General features: G+C 43.5%; 26 protein-coding genes and 1 tRNA gene. 16 read left to right on the top strand and 11 right to left on the bottom strand.

The window, feature by feature from the left end:
* Positions 1–2: 2 nt before the first annotated feature.
* From rfbA to EMP01_RS14140, 7 genes are all read right to left on the bottom strand, one after another.
* The gene (gene rfbA / locus EMP01_RS14170; RefSeq protein ID WP_129022213.1) at positions 3–863 is read right to left on the bottom strand and encodes a glucose-1-phosphate thymidylyltransferase RfbA; all 861 of its coding nucleotides are present in this window, start codon (positions 861–863) and stop codon (positions 3–5) included.
* A 22-nt stretch (positions 864–885) separates the two neighbouring features.
* The gene (rfbC, locus tag EMP01_RS14165) at positions 886–1,422 is read right to left on the bottom strand and encodes a dTDP-4-dehydrorhamnose 3,5-epimerase (protein WP_129022212.1); all 537 of its coding nucleotides are present in this window, start codon (positions 1,420–1,422) and stop codon (positions 886–888) included.
* A gap of 3 nt (positions 1,423–1,425) precedes the next feature.
* On the bottom strand, positions 1,426–2,478 hold the full coding sequence (rfbB, locus tag EMP01_RS14160; RefSeq protein ID WP_129022211.1) for a dTDP-glucose 4,6-dehydratase: 1,053 nt from the start codon (positions 2,476–2,478) through the stop codon (positions 1,426–1,428).
* 32 nt (positions 2,479–2,510) lie between these two features.
* A complete protein-coding gene (locus EMP01_RS14155) occupies positions 2,511–3,224 on the bottom strand; it encodes a MotA/TolQ/ExbB proton channel family protein (RefSeq protein ID WP_129022210.1) in 714 nt (237 codons plus the stop codon).
* Between the two features lie 90 nt (positions 3,225–3,314).
* The gene (locus EMP01_RS14150) at positions 3,315–3,743 is read right to left on the bottom strand and encodes an FKBP-type peptidyl-prolyl cis-trans isomerase (protein WP_129022209.1); all 429 of its coding nucleotides are present in this window, start codon (positions 3,741–3,743) and stop codon (positions 3,315–3,317) included.
* A gap of 110 nt (positions 3,744–3,853) precedes the next feature.
* Positions 3,854–4,783: a class I SAM-dependent methyltransferase gene (locus tag EMP01_RS14145; protein WP_129022208.1), complete on the bottom strand. Its 930-nt coding sequence runs from the start codon at positions 4,781–4,783 to the stop codon at positions 3,854–3,856.
* Between the two features lie 5 nt (positions 4,784–4,788).
* Complete coding sequence (locus EMP01_RS14140; protein ID WP_246625325.1) at positions 4,789–5,556, bottom strand: phosphosulfolactate synthase; 768 nt, start codon at positions 5,554–5,556, stop codon at positions 4,789–4,791.
* Between the two features lie 110 nt (positions 5,557–5,666).
* On the opposite strand from EMP01_RS14140, the gene EMP01_RS14135 reads away from it, so the two are divergent.
* Positions 5,667–6,956, top strand: coding sequence for a M16 family metallopeptidase (locus EMP01_RS14135; RefSeq protein ID WP_129022207.1), 1,290 nt, complete (start codon positions 5,667–5,669; stop codon positions 6,954–6,956).
* Positions 6,957–7,102: 146 nt separating this feature from the next.
* Positions 7,103–7,184, top strand: a tRNA-Leu gene (locus EMP01_RS14130).
* A 64-nt stretch (positions 7,185–7,248) separates the two neighbouring features.
* Here the strand turns inward: EMP01_RS14130 and EMP01_RS14125 are convergent.
* A complete protein-coding gene (locus EMP01_RS14125) occupies positions 7,249–8,259 on the bottom strand; it encodes a ClpXP adapter SpxH family protein (protein WP_202616088.1) in 1,011 nt (336 codons plus the stop codon).
* Positions 8,260–8,404: 145 nt separating this feature from the next.
* Between EMP01_RS14125 and EMP01_RS14120 the strand changes: the two genes are divergently transcribed.
* The 9 genes from EMP01_RS14120 (at position 8,405) to EMP01_RS14075 (ending at position 14,474) form a co-directional block, all read left to right on the top strand.
* On the top strand, positions 8,405–8,764 hold the full coding sequence (locus tag EMP01_RS14120; RefSeq protein ID WP_129022206.1) for a winged helix-turn-helix transcriptional regulator: 360 nt from the start codon (positions 8,405–8,407) through the stop codon (positions 8,762–8,764).
* 80 nt (positions 8,765–8,844) lie between these two features.
* Entirely contained in the window at positions 8,845–9,261 is a 417-nt protein-coding gene (locus EMP01_RS14115; protein WP_129022205.1) for a hypothetical protein, read from the top strand.
* Positions 9,262–9,407: 146 nt separating this feature from the next.
* Positions 9,408–10,508: a WG repeat-containing protein gene (locus EMP01_RS14110; RefSeq protein WP_129022204.1), complete on the top strand. Its 1,101-nt coding sequence runs from the start codon at positions 9,408–9,410 to the stop codon at positions 10,506–10,508.
* Between the two features lie 2 nt (positions 10,509–10,510).
* Positions 10,511–10,900 (top strand): SMU1112c/YaeR family gloxylase I-like metalloprotein, encoded by a 390-nt coding sequence (gene gloA2, locus EMP01_RS14105; RefSeq protein ID WP_129022203.1) that lies wholly within the window; start codon positions 10,511–10,513, stop codon positions 10,898–10,900.
* A complete protein-coding gene (locus tag EMP01_RS15635) occupies positions 10,897–11,901 on the top strand; it encodes a DapH/DapD/GlmU-related protein (RefSeq protein WP_202616087.1) in 1,005 nt (334 codons plus the stop codon). Before gloA2 ends, EMP01_RS15635 begins: the two co-directional genes overlap by 4 nt.
* 103 nt (positions 11,902–12,004) lie before the next feature.
* Positions 12,005–12,415: an OsmC family protein gene (locus EMP01_RS14090; protein WP_129022202.1), complete on the top strand. Its 411-nt coding sequence runs from the start codon at positions 12,005–12,007 to the stop codon at positions 12,413–12,415.
* Between the two features lie 170 nt (positions 12,416–12,585).
* Positions 12,586–13,284 (top strand): DUF421 domain-containing protein, encoded by a 699-nt coding sequence (locus EMP01_RS14085; RefSeq protein ID WP_129022201.1) that lies wholly within the window; start codon positions 12,586–12,588, stop codon positions 13,282–13,284.
* A 76-nt stretch (positions 13,285–13,360) separates the two neighbouring features.
* Positions 13,361–13,690: a YegP family protein gene (locus tag EMP01_RS14080; protein ID WP_129022200.1), complete on the top strand. Its 330-nt coding sequence runs from the start codon at positions 13,361–13,363 to the stop codon at positions 13,688–13,690.
* A 97-nt stretch (positions 13,691–13,787) separates the two neighbouring features.
* Complete coding sequence (locus EMP01_RS14075) at positions 13,788–14,474, top strand: alpha/beta fold hydrolase (protein ID WP_129022199.1); 687 nt, start codon at positions 13,788–13,790, stop codon at positions 14,472–14,474.
* Positions 14,475–14,549: 75 nt separating this feature from the next.
* Here EMP01_RS14075 and fabF read toward each other — a convergent pair whose 3' ends face one another.
* Complete coding sequence (gene fabF, locus EMP01_RS14070; protein ID WP_129022198.1) at positions 14,550–15,794, bottom strand: beta-ketoacyl-ACP synthase II; 1,245 nt, start codon at positions 15,792–15,794, stop codon at positions 14,550–14,552.
* Between the two features lie 70 nt (positions 15,795–15,864).
* Entirely contained in the window at positions 15,865–16,458 is a 594-nt protein-coding gene (locus EMP01_RS14065) for a TetR/AcrR family transcriptional regulator (RefSeq protein WP_129022197.1), read from the bottom strand.
* A 260-nt stretch (positions 16,459–16,718) separates the two neighbouring features.
* On the opposite strand from EMP01_RS14065, the gene EMP01_RS14060 reads away from it, so the two are divergent.
* Positions 16,719–19,079 (top strand): TonB-dependent receptor, encoded by a 2,361-nt coding sequence (locus tag EMP01_RS14060; RefSeq protein WP_202616086.1) that lies wholly within the window; start codon positions 16,719–16,721, stop codon positions 19,077–19,079.
* 9 nt (positions 19,080–19,088) lie between these two features.
* The gene (locus EMP01_RS14055; protein WP_129022196.1) at positions 19,089–19,916 is read left to right on the top strand and encodes a DUF4249 domain-containing protein; all 828 of its coding nucleotides are present in this window, start codon (positions 19,089–19,091) and stop codon (positions 19,914–19,916) included.
* Between the two features lie 75 nt (positions 19,917–19,991).
* Here the strand turns inward: EMP01_RS14055 and EMP01_RS14050 are convergent, their stop codons facing one another.
* Complete coding sequence (locus EMP01_RS14050; protein WP_129022195.1) at positions 19,992–20,417, bottom strand: hypothetical protein; 426 nt, start codon at positions 20,415–20,417, stop codon at positions 19,992–19,994.
* A 248-nt stretch (positions 20,418–20,665) separates the two neighbouring features.
* Between EMP01_RS14050 and EMP01_RS14045 the strand changes: the two genes are divergently transcribed.
* From EMP01_RS14045 to EMP01_RS14035, 3 genes are all read left to right on the top strand, one after another.
* The gene (locus tag EMP01_RS14045) at positions 20,666–21,130 is read left to right on the top strand and encodes a hypothetical protein (RefSeq protein ID WP_129022194.1); all 465 of its coding nucleotides are present in this window, start codon (positions 20,666–20,668) and stop codon (positions 21,128–21,130) included.
* A 337-nt stretch (positions 21,131–21,467) separates the two neighbouring features.
* Positions 21,468–22,211: a LytR/AlgR family response regulator transcription factor gene (locus EMP01_RS14040; RefSeq protein ID WP_129022193.1), complete on the top strand. Its 744-nt coding sequence runs from the start codon at positions 21,468–21,470 to the stop codon at positions 22,209–22,211.
* Positions 22,208–25,111, top strand: coding sequence for a sensor histidine kinase (locus EMP01_RS14035; protein ID WP_129022192.1), 2,904 nt, complete (start codon positions 22,208–22,210; stop codon positions 25,109–25,111). Before EMP01_RS14040 ends, EMP01_RS14035 begins: the two co-directional genes overlap by 4 nt.
* The last annotated feature ends 59 nt before the right edge of the window (positions 25,112–25,170 follow it).

Below are 25,170 nucleotides of genomic sequence, written 5' to 3'. Positions count from 1 at the left end.
AATTACTTCACTAATCTTTCCAGGTATGCACCATAACCACTCTTTTTAAGCGGCGCTGCAATGTCCAGTAATTGCTCTTTTGTAATAAAACCCATTCGGTAAGCCACTTCTTCCGGACAACCCACTTTAAGCCCCTGGCGGTTTTCCAGAATTTGCACAAACTGGCTTGCCTCCATCATAGAATCAAATGTTCCTGTATCCAACCAGGCTGTACCACGGTTCAGCACGCTTACTTTCAATCGCCCATCTTTCAGATATATTTTATTAATATCTGTTATTTCGTATTCTCCTCGGGCAGAGGGTTGCAGATTTTTAGCTATTTCTACAACATCATTATCATAAAAATAAAGTCCGGGAACAGCGTAGTTTGATTTAGGGACAACTGGCTTTTCCTCTATAGAGAGGGCATTAAAGTCCTGGTCAAACTCTACTACTCCATAACGTTCCGGATCATGTACCTGGTATGCGTATACTACTCCGCCTTCTACCTCAATATTACTTTGCAGTAATGTACCCATCCCTGCACCATAGAAAATATTATCTCCCAGAACCAGTGCCACCTTCTCTTTGCCGATAAATGATTCTCCAAGTACGAATGCCTGTGCCAGACCATTAGGAACTTCCTGAATCACATATTCAAAAGTACATCCCCATTGACGGCCATCGCCCAGCAAACGCTTAAAACCAGCCTGATCTTCAGGTGTGGTAATAATAAGGATTTCCTTAATACCCGCCATCATTAATACAGAAAGCGGATAATAAATCATCGGTTTATCATAAATCGGCATCAGTTGTTTACTGATCCCTCTGGTAATCGGGTATAATCGGGTTCCGGAACCTCCGGCAAGTACAATTCCTTTCATATCAAGGGGTGTATTATAGTGCTTAGTGTTTTAAAAAAGGAAGATCGACATCCTTTTCTGAAAGCAACATCGCAGATGCTGGTATTTTCCAGTCAATATTTAAAATAGGATCATTATACCGGATACCAGCTTCGGCATCCTTATTATAAAACTGATCACATTTGTATACAAAAACAGCCGTCTCACTCAATACAGAGTATCCATGGGCAAATCCTTTAGGAATATATAATTGCTTATTATTCTCTCCACTCAGCTCTACCGCAATCCATTGCAGGTATGTCTCAGATCCAGGCCTAAGGTCTACAGCAATGTCAAGTACCGTACCTTCCATAACTCGTACCAGTTTGGCCTGAGCGGCATCTCCCTGCTGAAAATGCAATCCTCTTACGGTACCATAGGTCGAAAAAGACTGATTATCCTGTACAAAATCTCCGCTTGCGCCGGTCAATTGCTCAAACTTAGCGCGGTTAAAACTTTCAAAGAAGTACCCTCTCGAATCCCGGAATACCTGCGGACTCAGGATGAAGCAGCCTTTTAGTGTTGTTTCTTCTGCGATCATGAATTAACTGTATTGTTGCTCATAATATTTCTGATACGCACCGCTTGTAACCTGTTCCAACCATGCTTCATTTTCCAAATACCAGTCAACAGTTCTTTCCAGACCTTCTTCAAACTGAAGGCTAGGCTCCCAGCCTAACTCTTCTTTAAGCCTGGTTGCATCAATCGCATAACGCAGATCATGCCCGGCCCTGTCGGTAACAAAAGTAATGAGCTGTGCAGATGCACCCGGCTCACGGTTCAGTTTTCTATCCATTATGGCACATAACAAACGGATCAGATCAATATTTTTCCACTCATTATGGCCACCTATATTATAAGTGGTACCGGTTGCGGCCTTATGAAAAATGTCATCGATAGCACGGGCATGATCTTCTACCCATAGCCAGTCTCTTACATTTTCGCCTTTCCCGTAAATAGGGATCGGTTTATTATTTTTGATATTATTTATAGATAAAGGAATCAGCTTTTCCGGAAAGTGATGTGAACCATAGTTATTAGAACAATTAGAGATCACACAATCCATCCCGTAAGTGTCGTGATAGGCGCGCACGAAATGGTCAGAGCTTGCTTTTGATGCAGAATAAGGGCTGTGCGGATCATAAGCGGTTGTTTCGGTAAACATACCGTCTTCGCCCAAAGCACCATATACTTCATCAGTCGATACATGATAAAAACGATGACTGTCATAAGCACCTTCCCAGGCTTCGCGTGCAACATTTAATAAGGTAACTGTACCCACCACATTTGTCATTACAAAATCGAGCGGATTGGTAATGCTGCGATCTACATGGCTTTCTGCAGCCAGGTGTATTACAGCATCAGGATTATATTTTTGAAAAAGCGCTTTTACAAATGAAGTATCACAGATATCTCCTTTCTCAAATATATAATTCGGTTTTTTTTCTATATCGCTTAAGTTAGCCAGGTTACCGGCATAAGTCAGTTTATCCAGGTTCACAATAGTGTACTGCGGATATTTATTGACCAAGCGTCTAACAACATGGGAGCCGATAAAACCGGCTCCACCTGTAATGATAATCGTTTTTTGAGACATTAATTCAAGTATAGGAATCCCTAAAATAGCGGTTAACGATGAGCCGGCTCATGCAGGATGTCCAGCAGCTCATTTGCAGAAGTTTCAATTTTATTAACGCCTCTGTTGATGAGCGCATTCAGATAATTGTATCCTACAAAAGAAACCAGGCCAATGATCAGACCGGTTGCTGAAGTGACCAGTTTGGTATAAATACCTCCGGCAACGCTATTGATAGAAAAAGCCGGATCGTGCTGAATATTGTAGAACATGATAATCATACCTACAATTGTACCCAGGAAACCGAAAATTGGTGCAATACCTGCAATGGTAGATAAAATACCAACATTTTTTTCCATAGCATATACCTCCAGCTTACCGGAGTTCTCCATAGATTTTTCGATATGATCTATTGGCTTGCCAATACGGCTGATCCCTTTGGATACCACACGTGGCACAGAACCATCATAATTTTTACATAAAGACTGAGCACCATTAAGGTTACCCTCAACGATCTTCTCTTTTACCCGCTGCATAAAGTCTGTCGGGGCACTCATCGCTTTCCTTATGGCCAGGAAGCGTTCAAAAAACACATAAATAGCGATCAGACTACAGATCAGCAGTGGAATCATTAACACACCACCTTCTTTCAACAGGTACCATAAAGACAATTGCTCCTGTACTGCCGGTTTCGTAACCGGAGCAGCTGCAGCAGCCATCTGTGCAGTATCGGCAACTACCTGTAATAAAACGGGACTAAAGCTCATTTGCAAAATTTAAGGTCAAACACAAAAGTAAAAAAAATGGGCAAAAATGTAGAAACTTTCGCCCAAATCAAAATGCTGTTATAGCGTATCTTACAGAATTTCTACCAGTTCGATATCAAAAACTAAGTCTTTGCCTGCCAGAACGTGGTTAGCATCCAGTATTACTGATTCTTCTTTCACTTCAGCAACTACAACAGGGAATACATTACCCATATTGTCGCTCAGGTGCATTTGCATACCAATTTGTGGTTCTGCACCTTCAGGGAAATCGGATTTAGGAAATTCAACAAAATTTTCAGGACTTGCAGCACCATATGCCTCTTCAACAGGGATATTCACGGTTTTTTTATCACCTACCTGCATATCGATCAGCGCATTGTCAAATCCTTTAATAACCTGACCTTGACCTACAACAAATTGCAACGGCTCACGTCCTTCTGAACTATCAAAAGTTGTTCCGTCTGTTAATTTACCATGATAATGCACTTTTACGGTGTCTCCTGTTTTTACTTGTGCCATAATGCTTAATTAAAATATATGTTTTATGTAATTGAGTGCAATATATTCTTTAATTATATACCGGCAAATTTAATTTGCCTCAAATATTAGTTAATTTCTTGTTTGAAATATTAGTAAACAATCTTATAACTATGGTGAATATTCTTATTCCTGAAATCCTCAGGAATCGTCTTTGGGCTTATCTCTACAGCGTCGCTCACCTTCAGACGACTAAAGTCCGGAACAAAATTTCGGAAGTTATTGGAGAAGTAAATCACGCCCCCTTTTTTCACGTGTTTCAACAGTAAATGTAACATCGTTGTATGGTCGCGCTGGGTATCCCAGGTTCCCTTCATCCGCTTACTGTTACTGAAGCTTGGCGGGTCTACAATCACCAGATCATACAAGGTTGTTGGCTCCAGTTTTAGAAAGTCCATTACATCGCTTTGTATAAACCGCTTTTCTTCTACCGGAAAACCGTTAAGGACAAAGTTATCTTTAGCCCAATTCAGGTATGTATGCGATAGATCAACTGTAGTCACGGATGCCGCACCAGCAGCCTGCGCATATACCGAAAATGATCCGGTGTAGGCAAACAGATTCAGGACATGCTTGCCCTTCGCCTCTGTCAGGAAAATCTGGCGCAAAGGACGATGATCCAGGAATAAGCCTGTATCGAGGTAGTCCGTAAGATTCACCCAAAACTTAAGCCCGCTCTCCTGTACCACGATCTTTTTTTGCGCCATCGCCACTTTCTCATACTGCTCTGTACGACGGGAAAGTACCTTACGCTCTTTCAGAAAGATATGATCTTCCGGCACATTCAGTTGCTGAGCCACTGTAGCCACAGCATCTTTAAGCCATTCTTCATGTTCCTCTTCACTCATCTTATGCCGGTATACATATTCTGATATATGCATATAATCTTCATAAATATCTACACAAAAAGGAAACTCCGGTATATCATGGTCGTAAATGCGATAACAGGTAATACCCTGTCTTTTCGCCCATTTTGCAATATGCCGGGTATTTTTCTGCAGCCGGTTGGCAAATGCTTCCATTCGCCTTACTTATCTAAGAACATGGTGAATGAATCTCCTCTTAAACCGATACGCATTGCTTCCAGAGGAATCACTTCATTTGGAGCAATATTACCCAGGTTTACATTACAGCCCAGCAGTTGCAGGAAGTATACCTGTTGTGCTTTCTGTGGAGCTTCCCATAATATTCTCTCGGCAGGAATTTTGGTCAGGATCTCCTGTACCAGCCCTTCTCTTACCTCTCCCGAACCACGATAAATACCGATGTTACCGGCTTCACGGGCCTCTGCGATTACGCGGGAAGAACCTGCTTTCAGCTCAGCATCCATCTGCTCAATCCATTTGTATGGCGGCATTACATTAGATGCATCTTTACTGCCGACTTCAGAAAAAACAGTGAACCCTTCTCCGGCCAGGCGGGAGATATATGCACATTTTTCTTCATGTGGTATAGATACCGATCCGTCAGAAACCTCAACATATTGTACTCCGTAATCTTTCAGTGCTTTAATATAATCATCCACCTGGTTGCGCACCAGAAAGGCTTCAAATAAAGTACCTCCGAAGTAAACGGGAATATTATGCTGACTATATACTTGTAATTTCTCTTTCAGATTAGGAGTTACTACTGCCGTGCCAAATCCCAGTTTCACAACATCCACATGCGGTTTCGCAATAGAGAGGAAGTGCTCTACTTCCGGGATGCTCAGGCCTTTATCCATGACCATGGTAATACCGTTTTGTCTTGGGGCAACTGTACGCTCCGGAAGCTGGGTTAAATTAAAGTTGATCATTCGCTGTTGTTTATTCGTGCAAAAATACACATCTTTTACAAAAACAGTCACAAGCGCTTACCTTTCACGTTTTTATAACGCGAAGTGATTAATCCCCTATTTTTGCAATTATGCTAAACAGAACAATTCCCCCCGCTATACATGATGCCATCAGCTTTAATTTTGAATTAAAGCCTTGCCAGCTTACCCGCTGCCTTAACCAGATCCCGGTGTACTGGCTTCAGGGTGGTACGCAGGAAGTTGTTGAGGTGTCCTGGGTATTTAAAGCCGGTATCTGGCAGGAGCCACAAACCGCTGTGGCACAGGCTACAGCTGCATTATTAAAAAATGGCACTGCTCATAAGTCCGCATTCCGGTTAAACGAAGCTATTGAGTATTATGGTGCTTCTCTGAAGACCTCTGCCAATAATGATTTTGCTTCCGTAACCTTGCATGCACTCAGCAAACACCTGCCCATGCTCCTTCCGGTCGTAAGAGAGATCATTGCAGAAGCTATTTTCCCGGAAGAAGAAGTAAATATATATAAGCAGAATGCATTGCAGCGACTGGCCGTAAATCTGCGCCAATGTGATTTTGTAGCCAATCGTCATATAGATGCGTTTGTATTCGGCAGACAGCACCCTTACGGGCGCTTTACCGAACAGGAAAATGTTGAGGCCTTAAGTTCTGCAGTACTGAACGATTTTCACAAACGCTTTTACACTGCGGCAAACTGTACCATATTCATGTCCGGCAATTTCGATGAAAGTAACCTGGAGCTGCTAAAGGACAATTTCGGGAAAGACCAGTGGAATGTGCAAGCCGGTGCTGAAGTAAGCATTCCTTTATACACAAAAATGCCCGATCCGCAGCTGAAATACCGCATCAATAATGACCCTAACGGCGTACAGGGCGCAGTGCGCATTGCCCGTCCGTTTATCCATCGCACCGATCCTAAGTTTGCAGAAGCGCTGGTGATGAATACCGTATTCGGTGGTTATTTCGGTTCGCACCTGATGGCTAATATCCGCGAGGACAAAGGATTTACCTATGGTATTTACAGCAGCCTGATCAGCTATCAGCAGGAAGCAATGATGATGATTGCCACAGAAGCGGGCAAAGACGTATGTGAACAGACTGTTGCGGAAGTGTACAAAGAGATGAAGATAATGCAGGAGCAGCCGATCGATTCAGAAGAATTGCTGCTGATCAAGAATTACCTGCTGGGCGGCATTCTTGGCGATCTGGAAGGGCCATTCTCCATTATGCAGCGCTGGAAAAACCTGATCCTGAACGATCAGACAATAGACGATTTCCATAGAAACATCAGCATATATAAAGGTATTACAGTTGAACGCATACAGGAACTGGCTACAGAATACCTCAACCCGGAGCAATTTTACGAGCTGATTGTCGTATAACTTTATTTATAACCTATTACTAAAAGCCTCTACCACAGAGGCTTTTAGTATTTTAAAGAGGCGAAAACAAAAGTTTTTTCAGAAAAAATTAATCTTAACTTTTGGTAGATTAAAAAACTTATGTACCTTTGCAATCCAATCAAGGAGCCCAGGTGGCGAAATTGGTAGACGCACCGTCTTCAGGTGGCGGCGCCGTAAGGTGTGATGGTTCGAATCCATTCCTGGGCACAAAAGGCTGATCAATCGATCAGCCTTTTCCTTTTTTAATCCATTCCTGATTTCCAGGACCACATTATCTCTTCAGCCTCCAGATAGCCCCGTTCTTAATAGCAGATTTCTCTAAATGCCCTGAAGCAACAAGATCGTCCAGCACTTGCTCACTCTTATTTCTTGGCGTTCCAGACAATTCTGCAAACTCTTTTGCGGTAAGGCTATGGTATACTGAAAAAAGTGCTTGCCAGTTTTTATGATAATCACTTTTCATTACTTTCGGAAGTAGTTTGTGGATGGTCGTTTCATAAACAGCATAGGGCTTTGTGCCGTACACCATTTCTTTATTGCCCAGGCTATCCGCAAAAAATATAGTCGGAAAACCCCTTACACCATATTGTCTGGCCAACTGCAGGTCTTCTTCAAACAGCGTAACAGCTCCGTTTTCAAAATCAGTTTTTAGCTGTGTTACATTTAGACCCACCTTTTGGGCAGCAGCAGCAATATGTTCCCATTTCGCAATATTCTTTTTCTGCAGGAATACCATCTCTCTTATCTCACGTAAAAACAGAATGGCCTTTTGTTTGTCCTGCATCTGGGCCGCCTTGAATGCGATAGATGGAGGATAAGAAGAAGCCAAAGGATCTTCAATCCATACATCTCCATCTATAGGCATATCGTAGTATACGCTTACTTCATCCCAGTGTCCCGCCACGTCAGAAGGCTTGCTTATACCTCCGCTATTGTAGCTCCAGTCGGGCAATAAGCCTCCCATCCGGTATTCTATTTCCAGTTGCGCCCCATATTCCAGTTTTAATTTTCTCAACTGTGGCTCTATACCCCAGCAGGAAGAACAAATAGGATCGGTAAAATAGATCACCTTAAGCGGCTTGTCTTTTGACAGAAGATTATTCCCGGCTGAATCTACAGAACCGGAAAGGGGTATTTCACAAATCCCGGTTTGAGGATCGCATAAAAGTGGATTTACACTCTTTGTTTCGTTTATCATACGTTTATCGTTTTTTTGTCCTGCACAACTGGAGAAGCTCCCCAGCAGTACAATTGTGATGCTTAAAATCTGTCTACTGATCATGTAGCGTTCATTTTTAAATGATGCCACAAAATTAGATCCTTACCAATATACAAACACTATTCATTACCCTTAAGAAACTGGTTACCCATTGGTAACTATATACCTTAATAATGTAATTTTGCTCACTGATTGATTCCGTATAAACATGAAGAAGCAAGCGCAATGTAATATTACTACACAATGCCAGACCAGGATTCTCGCTATAAAAGATGCTATGGAGATTTTATCCGGCAAGTGGAAGTTCCATATTCTGGGCACATTATTGCTTAATGAAAAATTGCGGTTTATGGATCTTCTGAGAGAGGTTGAAGGCATTGCCCCTAAAATGCTGTCAAAAGAATTGCAGGACATGGAAATGAATCAATTGATTACCCGTACGATTGTCCATACAAAGCCTATTACAGTAGAATATGCGCTGACAGAAGCCGGCAAAACAGTGGGGCCACTGATTGATGAACTGGCCAGCTGGGGCACGGCGTACAGAAATGCACTTTTTCATCAATAGCCCTAAGTCCTGCTGCTGCACATACCCTAAACGCGAAAATAAGTATCATTAAACTCAGGCCGACCATTTAATACCACAACATGCATCGTTTACTACCCTTACTGTTTATTCTCTTTTCCGGCAACATCTTTGGTCAATCTGCACTCAAACAGTTTGATGGTATCTGGTACTGCAAAGCGGAAAGCCGCTACATGGAAATATTTCCCGATGCTACAGACAGCAGCCGGGTGACCATAAATGAATGGAGCGGCGTGCCGCAACGTAAAGTTGCCATGAATGTAGATGCCTATACTGCATTGCTCCGGGGCCAGAAACTCATTATCCCGGCAGATGACAAGGAACATCGCGCACCTTATTGTGAGCTCAGCATCAAAGACGGTCAGCTGATATATACCTGCAATGGAGGAATGAACGTTACAGACCAGTTCCTGAACGGAGACCAGTACAGCACAAGACTTATTTTCACCAAGAGAACCGGCAAGAAAAAGCAGGACTGATTCTTGTAACATTCCCCCCATTTCTTTTTTAACAATATTTTCGCCCATTACGCTGCTGCTCTTTTTCTAACTTTAGTGCCTGTCCATAACAGGTGTTGTGTACAGCATCCCAACCTTTTCATCGTTCTGCATTATTGTATCATTTTATGAAGCAACTACTCTTTCTTTGTTGTTATTGCTTAGGCTGCCTGTCCGGTTTCGGGCAGCAGGCAGGTGCATGGCAGAGCTTCTGGAATAATGATACGACCCTATTCGGTTTTAAAGATGCGCAAGGCAAGGTAATTATTCAACCCAGCTATAGCAGCATGTTCTTTGTTCGTAAGCTGGATCATATTGCAGCCTTAGCAGAACAGAAAGGCGAGCAATGGGATAGTTATTATGTAACGCGATCTGGCAAACAGGTGGCCAGGGACAGCCTGTATATATTTGACAATGCTTCCGATTGCGAAAGCGAAGGTTTTATCCGCTTCAGGGACCCGAAAACAGGCAAAGCAGGTATGCTTAACCGTGATGGCCAGGTAGTCATACCCGCTGTGTATAATGACCTGAGCCCGGTACATAATGGTATGGTTGTTGTCCTGCGCAACGCACATAAGCAGCACTGGGATACTGCACAGCATTCCGGTTGCGATCACTTTAGCTGGGTAGGTGGTCAAGAGCTATTGATCGATACGGCAAACCGTGTCCTTATAGACTCCTTTCCTTATAACCAGGAACTGGATTTTTCATCTGTACACATTACTTCTAAACCAGCGCAACAGCAAGGCAGGATTAGCTTTAAGGGTACTGATGGCCGATATTATTCCTTTATCGATATGGATAAGGAATTTGAGCACTGGTTGCAACAGAAATTATTGCATCAGCTTTCAGTGCAAACAATGATCAGACATGCATTCCCGACAGTGTGCACCTGGAGTGAAGAGGAAGGCTGGATTTTCCAAAAAGCCGCATCTGTTCTGTCCCGCAATGAAGCACTCCTCAAAGCAAAACTCAAATGTGTGCAGGATAAAACCTGTGACTATGCTATTGTTAGTGGCACCCTCAACCAGTTTATCTATACTTCCGATGATTTCAATATCTATTTTAATAATTGCGGCAATGCTGAAAGCTGGCGTTATCCGACCAAAAGCATCATAATAGATCATAGAAACGGAACAGATTTCAAACAGGATCATTTTGAATTTTTACGCACCCCGCAAGGCTATAAGCTAATCTGCATCAGCCTGGGCAAAGACACCCTTAAATAATCATGTTACACCTGGAGCATATACATCATATCGCCATTATCTGTAGTGATTATAACCGATCCCGGCATTTCTATACCGAAATTCTGGGGCTGAAAGTGATTCAGGAAGTGCACCGTGCAGACAGGGATTCCTACAAACTGGACCTTGCTCTGAACGGGCAATATGCAATTGAACTGTTTTCATTTCCCGATCCGCCCAAACGAACAAACAATCCGGAGGCAAGGGGTTTGCGCCACCTGGCATTTGCAGTTAAAGACATCCAAGCATCGGTACAACAACTGGTGCTTCGGGGCATACCATGCGAACCTATACGTACCGATCCTCACACACAAAAACAATTTACTTTTTTTCAAGACCCGGACCAGTTGCCGATAGAACTGTACGAAATATGATTAATATCCAGGATTACATCTCCCGTTTTAAAGAACAATATCCGCAGGCACCGGAGCCATTAAATCTATTGCCGCAATTGAGCGATTTTGTACAACACGAAATCACACAACTGGACGCCGTTTATGAGGTAAAGGATAATATAGCCATTCATCCTACAGCAGTCATAGAACACAATGTGACCATTAAGGCACCGGCTATTATAGGCCCCGGTTGCTTTATCGGTGCGAATGCTTATTTACGTCAGGGTGTAATCCTTACAGAGCAGGTCAGTATCGGCACCGGCTGCGAGATCAAGTCCAGCATTATTGGCAGCCGTACAGCCATTGCCCATTTCAATTTTATCGGAGACAGCCTCATTGGCGCGCAAGTTAATTTTGAAGCAGGATCGCATACAGCCAATCATTTTAATGAGCGCTCAGACAAGCGCATATTCATCAATATCAATGGCGATATAAATGATAGCGGTTTGCTGAAATTCGGCGCTATCGTGGGCGACCATTGCCGCATTGGTGCCAATGCAGTTTTATCACCAGGTACCATTCTGGCTCCGAGGACTATTGTAAAACGACTGGAACTGGTAGAGCAGGTGAGCGAAGATACCCTGATCAACAATAAGCATTACCATAAGAGCCGGGCACAGATGATCCGTAATTACGTAGAAGGATATAACCAGTATGACATAGACCAGATGATGACTGACTTCGATCCCAACATCGTATTTGAAAACATTCAGAACGGAGAGCGGAAAATGAGGCTGGTAGGCCTTCATACCTTCCGCGTACAGGCAGAGGAGGCGAAGCAATATTTTAAAGAGAGAAAGCAGACCATTGTTTCGTTCAAAGATTCGGGCAATGAAACCGAAATAGAAATAGACTACTACGCCATCATTGGTGCAGATCTGCCCAATGGTATGAAAAGTGGCCAGGAGCTGCGTCTTAAGGGCTGGTCTGTATTTACATTTGAAGGAGAGAAAATTACCCGTCTGGTAGATATCAGTTAGGCAGCTAAAAATATTCACAAAACCTTTACGCTGATTGCGACAATATTCATAAATGTTTTTGTAATATTAATTACCATTTTATCCACCTTTTAAACTCAGAGAGATGAAACGTAAAGCAACCGCCGTATGGAACGGAACCGGCAAAGAAGGCAGCGGACACCTGTCTACGCAAAGTACCGTTCTGAATAAAACACAATATTCCTTCAACAGCCGCTTTGCAGAAGGTGTTGGCACAAACCCTGAAGAGTTGCTGGCCGCAGCACATGCAGGATGTTTCACCATGAAGCTCAGCTTTGACCTGGCAGAAGCAGGGTTCATACCGGATACGCTGGAGACCGAATCTGCCATTACCTTTGAAGATGGTAAGATCACCCGGTCGGAACTGACACTGAAAGCAAAAGTTCCCGGCATAACAGACGAACAGTTCCAGCAGATTGCTAAAGGCGCAGAACAAAACTGCCCGGTAAGCAATGCCTTCAGTTTTGACATTACCCTGAAGGCTACTTTAGAGTAGTAACTTTTACCAAAAACGTATTTAAAAAGAGCCGTATTGATTACGGCTCTTTTTTCATGAGACCCTGTTTGCGTTATAAAAATGATAAAAGAATCTTAACCGCTTCTTGCCGGAAAGGATAATGCGTATCTTAAAGGCACTCAATTTTTATTAATTAAACTCTGCCATTTATGATACTGTTATCAGACTTTAGCTGGAAAGAATTTTTGCTGGGCAATGAGGAATGGAGCTTTCTCGGAGACGTCATACTGCGTACAGCGGTTATGTTCCTTATGATAATCTTAAGCCTGAAGATATTGGGCAAAAGAGGTGTAAAGCAATTGTCCATATTCGAACTGGTGGTCATTATAGGGTTCGGCTCTGCGGCCGGCGACCCGATGATCTATAAAGATGTGGGCATCATTCCCTCTATTATTTCTTTCCTGGTGATCATTACGGTCTATCGTATCCTAACCCATTTTGTCGGTAAGTATAAAAAATTTGAAACCTTTGTAGAGGGCCGGCCATTGTGCCTGATACGAGAAGGTGCTTTTGCTGAAAATTTTCTGGAAGAGGCGCTGGGTGTACAGGAATTATTATCGGAACTACGGCTCAAAGGCGTATCCCAGCTGGGACAGGTACAAACCGCTCTGGAAGAGATATCGGGAGAGATTAGTGTATTCTTTTATCCAGATGAAGAAGTGAAATACGGATTACCGATTATGCCTGAAGAGCTGGCACATCCCCTCACCGATATTGAGACGGCAGGTCACTATTCCTGTAGTAACTGCGGTCATACCGAATATAAATTCAATGGGCCTGCAGGAAAATGTACTACCTGTAAAGAGGATGAGTGGATCTCTTCAACCGACCGCAGAAGGATCTCCTGATTATTAACGCTGTATTAATGAAAAATATATGCTTACTCCCGCGAAGTTTTATAGTTTTATGGAAACAATAGATTTTATGGGAAAATTCACTATCACTAAAAGAACTAACGGAGAATATCAGTTCTCTTTAAAAGCTGGCAATGGCCAGATTATCCTTTCCAGCGAAGGTTATAACAATAAGGCCGGTTGCGAAAACGGAATTGAGTCTGTAAAAAAGAATGCGCCGGATGACAATCGCTACGAACGCAAAACAGCCTCTAACGGCAAATTCCACTTCAACCTGAAGGCGGGTAACGGACAGATCATCGGCAGCAGCCAGATGTACGAATCCGAAGCCAGCCGTGATAATGGCATCGAATCGGTAAAGAATAATGCACCGGATGCTACCATAGAAGATGAGGCGTAAATATATTTTTTGAGCAGAAGAGCAGGCTTTATGCCTGCTCTTCTGCTTTATGTGTCTTCAATATATTTTCCTATTTTCATACCCAAACTGAAATAGCATGAAAAACCTGATACTCCTGCATGGCGCTCTGGGACACAGCGATCTATTCGCACCTTATAAGGACATCTTATCACCGTATTTTAATATCCATACACCTTTGTTCTCCGGGCACGGCCAGACAAGCCTTCCTGAAGGAGGTATTACAATGGAACAATATACTCTGGAATTAGCGGCTTATTGCGATCGGGAAGAACTGCAGGAAGTGCATCTCTTCGGGCACAGCATGGGCGGTTATATGGCACTGTGTTATGCCCTGCAACAGCCAGACAGGGTAAAATCAGTGATGACACTGGGCACCAAATTTAACTGGACAGAAGAACAGGCAACCAAAGAAAGTAAAATGCTGGACCCGGAAACCATACTGGCCAAAATACCTAAATACGCCGCACAACTGGAAGCGCAGCATGGAGCGCAATGGAAACAATTGTTGCCCGAAATTGCCGGTATGATGATAGCCTTGGGCAAAAAACCGATTTTACAGTCAGAAAATCTATCTACCCTTAGTCTTCCTGTACAGATCATGCTTGGAGATAAAGACAATATGGTCAGCCTCGAGGAAAGTACACAGGTCTATCGCAGCATACCCGAAGCAAGGTTTGCAGTACTGCCGGACACCAAACATCCTATGGATCGTGTACGTCCGCAACTGGTCGTGGACCTGATGAAGGACTTCTGGGGATTATAGCTGATTTATACATAAAAAGAGCAAGCATGATGCTTGCTCTTTTTATGTATATGCCCCGAACAGGAAACAATACTACTATGATTTATATTTCTTGAAGATGGAAGTTGCAATGTGTCCGCCGAAACCAAAAGTATTGCTCATGGCATAATTTACAGACTTCTGCTGAGCAGTGTGCAGGGTAAAATTAAAGTCATCTTTATACTCCGGCTCTATATCAACAGCATTAATCGTCGGGGGTACGATATCATGCATCACAGCCTTAATACAAGCAATCGCTTCTACAGCACCAGCTGCACCCAGAAGGTGGCCTGTCATCGATTTCGTAGCGCTGATATTTAATCCAGTACCTCTGCCAAAAACACGCTCTATAGCTTTTAATTCACTGAGGTCGCCCTGAGGTGTTGAGGTCGCATGTGCATTCAGATAATCGATGTCTGCTGCCTTAATCTCCGCATCTTCCAGAGCAGCCAGCATACCCAGGTAAGCGCCCTCCCCTTCAGGATGCGTTCCGGTCAGGTGGTATGCGTCGGCAGCCATTCCACCACCCACAATTTCAGCAAGGATGGGAGCATTACGTTTTATGGCATGCTCATAAGACTCCAGGATAAGGGCACCTGCTCCCTCACCCATCACAAACCCATCTCTGTTGATATCGAAAGGACGGGAGGCTATAGCCGGTTGGTCATTAAGAGTAGACAATGCTTTTGAGGCATTAAAACCACCCACAGAACTTTCATTAATGGGTGCCTCTGATCCTCCGGTAATGATCATATCAGCCTTACCCCAGCGGATATAATTAAAGGCATCAATGATTGCGGTATTGGAGGTCGCACAGGCAGACACCGTTGTATAGTTAATGCCCCTTAATCCATACTTGATAGAGATCACACCGGATGCAATATCAACAATCATTTTAGGAATAAAGAAGGGACTGAAACGAGGTGTACCGTCACCTTTGGCATATTCCATAACTTGCTCCTGAAATGTACCGATTCCTCCGTTACCGGAACCCCAGATCACTCCGATGCGGTTTTTATTCAGGTCCTCAAAATTGATATTGCTATCCTTAACGGCCTCCTCTACCGCTGCCAGTGCATACTGCGTAAACAGATCATACTTGCGGGCAGCAGCCTTTTCCATATGATCTAAGGGATCAAAATGCTTCAGTTCACAGGCAAATTTGGTTTTGAATCTATCGGTATCAAATTTGGTAATGGGTGCCGCGCCACTCATTCCATTGGTAAGTGATTGCCAGAAATCACTTACGTTGTTCCCCAGGGGAGTGAGGGCCCCAAGCCCTGTAATGACTACTCTGTTCATAATTACTATTTGTGTTTTAAACCATAGAAACCATTAATATACCGATTGGTATATTAATGGTGAAAAAATTTTATTTCAGTAATTCCTGCACCACAATCAGCTTGATTCTGTCTGCTGCGAGCTGGAAATATTTAGTATCATTCATAATCTTTGCCAGGAGCATACTGCCTTCCATAATACTGAAAATTGTGGCAGCATATGTAGCCGCATCGGCTTTAGATTTAAACTCTTTTTTGGTTTGCCCCTGCTCAATGACTTCCCGGATCAGCCGCAGAAACTGCTTCATACTTTTACGAACTATATTGCGCATAAAATGCAGGTGATCGTCTGCCTCCACCGCTGCGTTCATTAACGGACAACCCCCTTTCCCGAAAACGATCTGTCCGTTACGGACATAAAAATCAGGATAGGCCAGCAGGGCCTCTTTTGCAGAAGTAGCCTTTCCGATCCAGTCTTTTAAAGCATTAATGATGAGGGAGCTGTTATATTCATAGGCTGCAATTGCCAGCTCATTCTTATCTGCAAAGTTTCCGTAGATAGCGCCTTTAGTCAGTTTCGTCGCTTTCTGAATATCAGACAAAGACGTATTCTCGTATCCTTTTACGTTAAATACGACGGCTGATTGCTCTATAATAAACTGTCTTGTCTGCTCTGCTTTTGTCATGTGCGATAAGCATAAAATAATTGCTGGCCCACAAAGCTACACAATATCAGACAAAATATACCAATAGGTATATTATTTATTCCCGGGATATTAATAAGAAGTAATAACAATTTTACGTTCAATAATGTACATTTTCAGCCTGTATTCTTTTTGTTGTTATTCGGCCCCTGCAATTGCCTTCCTTTATACTAATACTCAAATCTCTCCGTTATAACTTAAACATTTAATTAACACACCTGTCAATTAATATTTAATATTCCATGAAAGCTATTATTGTATCCCTATCTATGGTAGGGGCCTTCGCCGCAACGAGCCCGGCCCTTGCCCAGGCGAAGCTTACCCTGAGCGGGTTTGTAAAGGAAAGCAACTCGCAGGAAACACTTCCTGGAGCTGTTATTAAGGTTAAGGGCACTGAAACATTTGTTACCACAAATGAGTACGGTTTTTACTCCCTGAGTCTTCCGCAGGGCAGTTATGAGCTGGAGGTCTATTTTCCCGGCTATGTCAGCAACAAGACATTTACCATCGACCTGAACAGCAGTCAGAAACTGGACATGGATATTGCGCCCCAGAGTACGCTGGAAGAAGTTACCGTTACGGCACAATCCGGACAGGTAGCCAACCTGCGCATGGGTACGCATCAGCTGGAAATAGACCAGATCAAAAATGTACCGGCATTACTGGGTGAGAAAGATGTATTTAAAGTCATCAAGCTCTTGCCTGGCGTGCAAAAGGGACAGGAAGGCAGCAGCGGATTCAATGTGCGGGGCGGTGGTGTGGATCAGAACCTGATCATCCTTGACGATGCGGTGGTTTATAATGCCAGTCACCTGTTTGGCTTCTTCTCAGTATTTAATGGTGATGCGCTGAAAGGCGTAGAACTCATCAAAGGGGGATATCCTGCCAAATACGGAGAGCGCCTGTCCTCTGTTCTGAATATGACCATGAAGGAAGGTGATAAAGAAAAATTTAAGGGAGAATACGGCATTGGCCTGTTATCATCCCGGGTTACCATCGAAGGACCTATTGTAAAAAACAAGGCCTCTTTCCTGCTCTCTGGCCGCAGAACATATGCCGATGTACTGGCACAGCCTATTTTGAAAGCTTTCGGGGAAAGTCCGGCTGGTTACTACTTTTATGACATGAATGCGAAGGTAAACTACCAGATCAATGATCGTAACAGCATTTACCTCAGCGGATATTTCGGCAGGGATAAGTTCTATATCAATTTTAAAGATCGCGATTTGGAGAGCAGTGCCAAGAACAATTTCAGCTGGGGAAATGCTACGGGCACCTTCCGCTGGAACATGGTACTTAATCCTAAACTCTTTGCTAACCTCACGTTCAACTACAGCAATTATAACATGTCGGTATACATGAAGGAAAAGTACGGATCAGATACGTACATCATGCAATACCTTTCTTCTATAGATGATATCGGTGCCAAATATGACCTGAGTTATTATGCCAGCGATCGTCATACCATAAAGGCCGGGTATAAGATCACGAGGCATCTGTTCAAACCGAGTGTGTACACGACGATTGAAAACCAGAACAAGAAGATCTCCCAGGCAGATGATTATATCAGCTGGGAAAATAACCTGTACATTGATGACGAATGGAAGATTACCAAATCACTGGCGGCCAACCTGGGCTTAAGGGGTTCTTCTTTCACCACCAACTCCAAGACATATTTCAACCTGGAGCCCCGTGCTTCTGTGCGTTACCTGTTGAATGATCTGACTTCTGTAAAAGCAAGCTATACAGTGATGAACCAGTATATGCACCTGGTGAGTTCGACAGGCATCAATATGCCTACAGACCTGTGGATACCGGCCACGGCACGTGTGGCTCCGCAAAGAGCGAAACAGTATAGTGCGGGCTTGTTCCGTGACCTGCAGATCGGCAAACAGATGTTCAACCTGAGCCTGGAGGGTTATTACAAAGACATGAGCAACATTGTTTCGTACAAAGAGGGCGCTTCTTTTATGTCTATAAATGACCCAACGGATAATGGTAAGCCGATAACGTTTGAAGATAATGTGACCTCGGGTACCGGCAAGAGTTATGGCGCAGAATTGATGTTTCAGAAACAAAAAGGCCGTTTTACGGGCTGGCTTTCTTACACGCTCTCCTGGACGAAATACCATTTTGCAGATATCAATAACGGAGAATGGTTTTACCCACGACATGACCGGAGGCATGATGTAAACCTAGTGGGCTTTTATGAGATCAATAAAAAGATACGCCTGAATGCACTCTTTACTTTTGCAACAGGCAACCCGGTAATGTTACCGAGATATGAAGCTGATATTATAGGCAACATACCTGTAGATGGGAACCTCAGCGGCAGTAACGGTTATAACGGATACCACCTGTATACCGACAGGAATACGTATCGCACAGAAGCCTATCACCGTATGGATCTAGGCATCCAGTTTATGAAGCAGAAAAAGAATGGGGTACGCACCTGGGAGCTGAGCTTCTACAATGTATACAATCGCCAGAATCCGTTCTTTTATAATATGGAAAGCAGTACTAACATGAGTGAGCAGAAGCTGTATAAATACACCATTTTCCCATTCATTCCGTCCATTACTTATTCGTTCAAATTTAATTAAACCATAACCATGAAGTACACTGTGTATAAACTGATAGCACTCCTGTCATTAGCAATCAGCATGGGTAGCTGCCGTAAAGAAGTAAAGAACATTCCACTGGCACAGGCCGATGATATAGCCATATTACAGGGATACCTAAATCCAGATCTGGATACGATCACTATCGCATTATCGGTAGCATCCGGAATTACTAAAAATAAAAAAACCATTACACAAGCAGATCTTGAACAAGCGCAGGTAACCATCGAATCTAACGGGATCGTAAAGCCCCTGCAGTTCCTGGCCAACAATTCCGGCACAGTGGTATTTTACCTGAAAAACGCGGAGTTGCCCATACTTTCTGGAAGTACATATACGGTACGTGCCAAAAACGGAGACAAGTTTTCTATGGAAGCTATGACCACGGTGCCCGCACCTGGCTTTGATTTCAGCTTTGAGACAACGGGGCCTTTTAATTTCCCCTCCAGCGGCGATATCTACCGGGTAAAAACCAAGGTAGCAGACATCCGCGGGCAAGAGAATTATTACAGGATCAACGTTTATGCCGAGATGCGGTGGAGTAACAGTAATGTGTCTATTTATTATGCTACGGATGATCATGATGCTACAGCAGAAATCAATACTACATTAGAGATAAGTACATATGCACGGGACTCCGGGACCTGTATCCTATCTGTATCCAATATCAGTGAGGAATATTACAAATTTGCCGAATCATTGAATACACTGGGCAATACAGATGGCAATCCCTTTGCCGAACCCACCAGGCTATATACCAATGTGCAAGGCGGCATCGGCATACTGGGATCAATGAGGGTGAAGTATAAGGATCTGTAAGCATTTCTGAAAAGAGAATAAATAACAAGCGCCGGGAATCCCGGCGCTTGTTATTTATTCTCTTAAAACAATTGACTACCATTTATATGGTTTACCCAGATACATTCTCTGGTTTTTGAGCAGTTTCCTTAATTTTTTGGGAATGCAATTTTCATCATAGCGACTAAGGTATTTCTTGGGCTCGTTTTTGAAAATGATGCCATACCAATTAATGATGTAACAATTATCGGCATCAATAATTTCATATTCATCTGAGCCATCTTTCGATTTAAACACGCGGGTTCTTACCCCACCACTTTTACGATCGCTTACCGGAACCAGTTCAATGGTAAGGCTATCCTCCTTGTCTCCAAGCTTAAGACTAGTTCCTGTTAAAGTATAATCGTTATTCAGAAAATAAATACTACCACTTTCCTGAATAACCGTATTGGTATGAATTTTCTCCTGACCGAAGGCATTCAGGCTAATGATTGTAATGAATGAGCATAATAATTTTTTCATATTTTTTATGTTTAACGGGTGAAAAGCATCAGAATTATTAAAAAAACTAAGAGCACCCTATGCTTAAGTTATTATACTATAGCCAGGCATTCATTGATAGAACCCAAAATACATATTAAATATTCCACATACAAGTGCCTGGTAAAACAAAAAACGGATCAGCCGGCTATCCACTCACCCTCCCTCTACTCCGGCAAAACTTATGTATATTTGAGTGCTAAAAACCAGCCTTACAAGGACAAATACATATGAATATTACTGAACTAAATAACAGAACCGATCTTTCAGGCGATAATAAACTACAGCGGATCTATGAACAGCTGGGTATGCTGATAAAGGCAATAAACAATAAAGCATTACCAGTTGATACGGAGCGCAGCATTAGTCAGCATGTAGCAGTAGTAAATGCTTCTGCATTTGATGGAGCCGCATTGGCCAAGCTGGTAAAACAACAACAAACTGCAATCCTGAAACAGCTGGAAAAAGAGCATAAAATTGTTGCTAAAAACCATTACCGGAACATGTGGATGCTTTTAGGTTTCACTGTATTCGGATTACCGATCGGATCGGCATTCGGCTTGAGCATAGGCAATATTGGACTCATTGGTGTAGGCCTACCCATTGGTATGGCTATTGGTGCAGCCGTTGGTTCATCAATGGATAAGAAAGCCTTTAAAGAAGGACGGCAGCTCGATATTGAGATCAAACTTTAAATGCCATATTTAAAAACGTACCAAAACCCGCTATCCTGGCGGGTTTTAGTATATACATAAGAGAACAGGTATTACAATTTCGGATTATGGCTGCAGTACTCCGGTGCCGGAAAACCTTAATAATGACCATAAAAATACACAACAATAGGAAATATTATGTACATTTACTGTAGTGAATGAGCGAGGTAAATTATTCCTATCTACATTGAACGTTAAGGCATTATAGACTGGCAAAGGGGAAACGTTTTTGGACACGGCAGTTATTTATTGCCGGAAAGATGGAGATTTCATGTGAAGATGTTTTTATACTTAACCCATAGTATTCAACACACACTTTATGTTTTCTGCCCTTATATTAGATGATGAAGCTCCGGCGCGTAAATGCCTGCATGGATTATTAACAGAGCACTGTCCTCAGCTCAGTACCATTTTGCTGGCAGAAGATATAGCTGTCGCCACCAGATTACTGCACGAAAACAAAATTGACATTGTATTTCTTGACGTGAACCTGGGTACTGAGACCGGTTTTGATTTATTACAAAAAGTGCAGGACAGAATTCAGGCCCTGATCTTTGTAACCGCTCATGATACCTTCAGCCTGAAAGCCATTAAAGCACAGGCTATAGACTATCTTTTGAAACCGATAGACATTGACGAACTGCTGATCGCAGTGGACAAGGCAACAGCATTCCTGCAAAGAAAAGCGCCTGTATTACCCGTGTTGAAGCCATCCGTATCAGATCTGCAACAGCAGCAGGTCATCGTCAATCACGACAATGGTTTTGAACTATTTGACCGGGCGCAGATTCTTTTTGCCGAAGCTGCCGGCAGCTATACCGCATTTTACCTGGAAGGTTCCCGTAAGATTACGGCTTCCCGCCAGTTGGGATCTTATGAAACCTTATTAACGAACCCAACATTTTTCCGTTCCCACAAATCATTTATCATTAATCTCCAGCACCTGAAAGGTTATTCTTCCAAGAATGGCTATACAGCCTTGCTCGCCGGAGGATATGAGATCCCTGTCAGCAGGAGAAAGCTGCCTTTGTTTCTTGAGCTGTCCAAAAAACTGGGCTCTTGAAACGATTATCTTTAATCATCCTATGTTACCTGTTCTTTAGCAGAACTGCGTTTACACAGCCCGGCACCTATATCCGCTACAGTACAGCAGAAGGACTGAGCGGCAACTATATGTATGATATTGCCCAGGACAGGGAGGGCTTTCTCTGGATCAGTTCCAACACCGGCGTATATCGCTTTGATGGTACTCACTTCAGGCAATTTGGCACCAAGGACGGACTGCCGGACAATGAAGTACTGGAGATCAGCGTCGATAAATACGGCAGGATCTGGTTTTGCTGTTTCAATGGCAGGATAGGCTATTATGAAAAAGGCCGTTTCTATCATCCGGCGAATACACCTGTGCTTGCCGGAATACGACTTATGAATTACGCTCCTCACTTCTATGAAGGAAGGGACAACATCAATCATATCTCGGGCATTGGCGGTGATTACACGCAATTAATCGCTAATGCTGACAGTATCCTCAGCGGCAATATGATGCCCTACAAGGTGAATATTTACTGGGAGGATGGAAGTGATAGCTATTATTTGTTCAATAACTTTATTCATAAGAACAGGCAGCAAATCTATAAACTTAAAGGGATTACCAATAGTGGAACGGTTGTTGCAAACGGCAATACGCTTTATTACCTGATGTCTGACAAATTATTTCGTTTCCGCAAGGGTAAAGAAGAGTTGCTGTATTGCTGGACCGAAGCACTGGAGCCCTGGAAGCTTGAAGTTCAGTCATCAGGGCACATCTTCATCACCTGCAGCAATGGACGGGTAATAGAACTGCAGGAGCAGAACGGAGCATTTAGCATTTCCCGGACCTTCACAGATATTTATTCGCCCGGACGCGCATGGTCTGATAAAAAGGGAGGCGTCTGGATCACTTCACTTGCCGACGGTTTATATTACTACCCGGATAATAAAAGAGATGCAAGGGCAGCGGCTTTTACGAAAGAATGGCCGGGAAAAATCATTACTGATATGGAGGTCTGCGGCACACAGATCGTAACCGGATTTGAGAACGGCAGTGTAGCTTGCTTCAACAGGGAACTGAAGCTGGATAAAGTTCTGCTCCGATCGGTCAATACAGCGATGATGATTAAAAATGTGCACTATGACCAGTATTCAGGAAAAGTGATTATCTCCGGTGGTCTGATTTGGATATGGCAGACAGATGGCCTCAACAGGTTCAAATCATTAAACGTACGGTATGCTCAGCAGCCGGTTATAGTGCCGATGAAAGATGCTGAAATAACCGCTTCGGGAAAATTGTACCTGAATGGTATACGCCACTTATTTTCACTGGATATCCGCGGCGCCCAGCTGGTTCTCGATTCTGTATTCTGGAGTGCAAACCGTAAATATGCCATCTGTCCGGATATCGCTCCCGGTAAGATTTGGTACAGCGACATGGACGGATTACATTTCCTGAAGGAAGGAAAGAACTATCAGTTGAACCTTCCTGAACCTCTGGCCAATCAACGTATCACAGACATCAAGATGCCCGCCCCTGATCTCCTGGTACTGAGCACAGAAAGTAATGGAATTATGATTGCCGATACACAGGGCAGAATCAGGCAACTAATCCTGCCTGAAGCATTGCATGGAGGCTCTGTCGGTAAAATAAAAATGTACGGGGATCAGTTATGGCTGGCGGGGGATGCAGGAATCGGCATGTTCCGGCTGGAACACAATACGTTCAAACCAGCATTATGGGTAAATAAAAGCAATGGCCTCCTATCGGATAATGTTCTGGCCTTTTGTCGTGACGAGGACTTTCTATATACGGTGACCGCAGAAGGATTACAAAAAATGGCCCTGGGCTCGTTGACCCAGGCTCCTGAAAGACCGCGACTGTTCATCCACTCCATCCAGAATAAAGCACAGGTCTGGATTAACCCCGCAGGAACCATACACCTGCCCGAAAAAAGCAAGGAAATAAAGCTGGAGTGCAGTGCTGTAGCCTTTGGCAATACTGCCCCGGTAGTCTTCTCCTATCGTTTTGACGGAGCTGATAATTTTATTGAAACCACTGGTCCGTTTTTTTCCATTCCCCTCGGTTTCGAAGGCAAGAAGAAGCTATACCTGCGCTGCCGCAAAGGAAATAGTGCCTGGTCGGAAGAAAAGACCGTTTTGCTGCAAATACCTGTACCATTTTTTCAGCGCTGGCCCGTGGGTCTTGCACTCTTCCTGTCAGGGTTGATTGTGGTATTACTGGTGAGCAATTATCTTGCGGGAAAGTTGCGCAAAAGGCAACGGCAGGACCAGGATCTGAAGCTACAGGTCGCCCTGCTGAAGCTGAGTGCGCTGCAAGCTATGATGAATCCACATTTTGTATTCAATGCGCTGAATGCGATCCAGGGTTATATCAATGACCACGACCGGTACCAGGCCAATAAATACCTGGCCAAATTTTCAAAACTGATTCGCGGAAGCCTTAACAGCAGCCGGGAAACGAAGATCCTACTCTCCAAAGAACTGGAATATATAAGCCATTACCTGGACCTGGAGCAATTGCGCTTTGAAGACAGATTGAGCTATGCTATCGAGCTTGGGCCGGGTGTAGATCCAGAAAAGATTACAGTACCGGTAATGCTCCTGCAACCCCTGGCGGAAAATGCCGTTATTCATGGAGTGATGAAGAGTAAAAAACCGGTTTTAATTACCATATCCTGCAGGATAAGTCCGGATAGTTTATGGATCTGTGTACAGGATAACGGACCCGGAACAGCCAACACACATACTACAGAGAAAACACATAAAAGCCTCGGACTGGATATGATCCGCAGCAGGTTGCAACTGCTTTCAGAAACGCAGGGTAAGACCTACAGCTTCCAGCTTAAAGACAACCCGGCAACACCCGGTGCTATAGCCATTTTACAACTGGCCAGGGAATGCCCGTCCTGACCGTTTATCAACTATACACTACCGTTCCTGCATCCTATATTACCGTTCATCAATTCAGC

It is taken from the genome of Edaphocola flava, assembly GCF_004118155.1.
GTDB classification, from domain to species: Bacteria; Bacteroidota; Bacteroidia; order Chitinophagales; family Chitinophagaceae; genus Edaphocola; species Edaphocola flava.
Note: the sequence above shows the minus strand (reverse complement) of the source record. Positions and strands in the feature narration are given on the sequence as shown.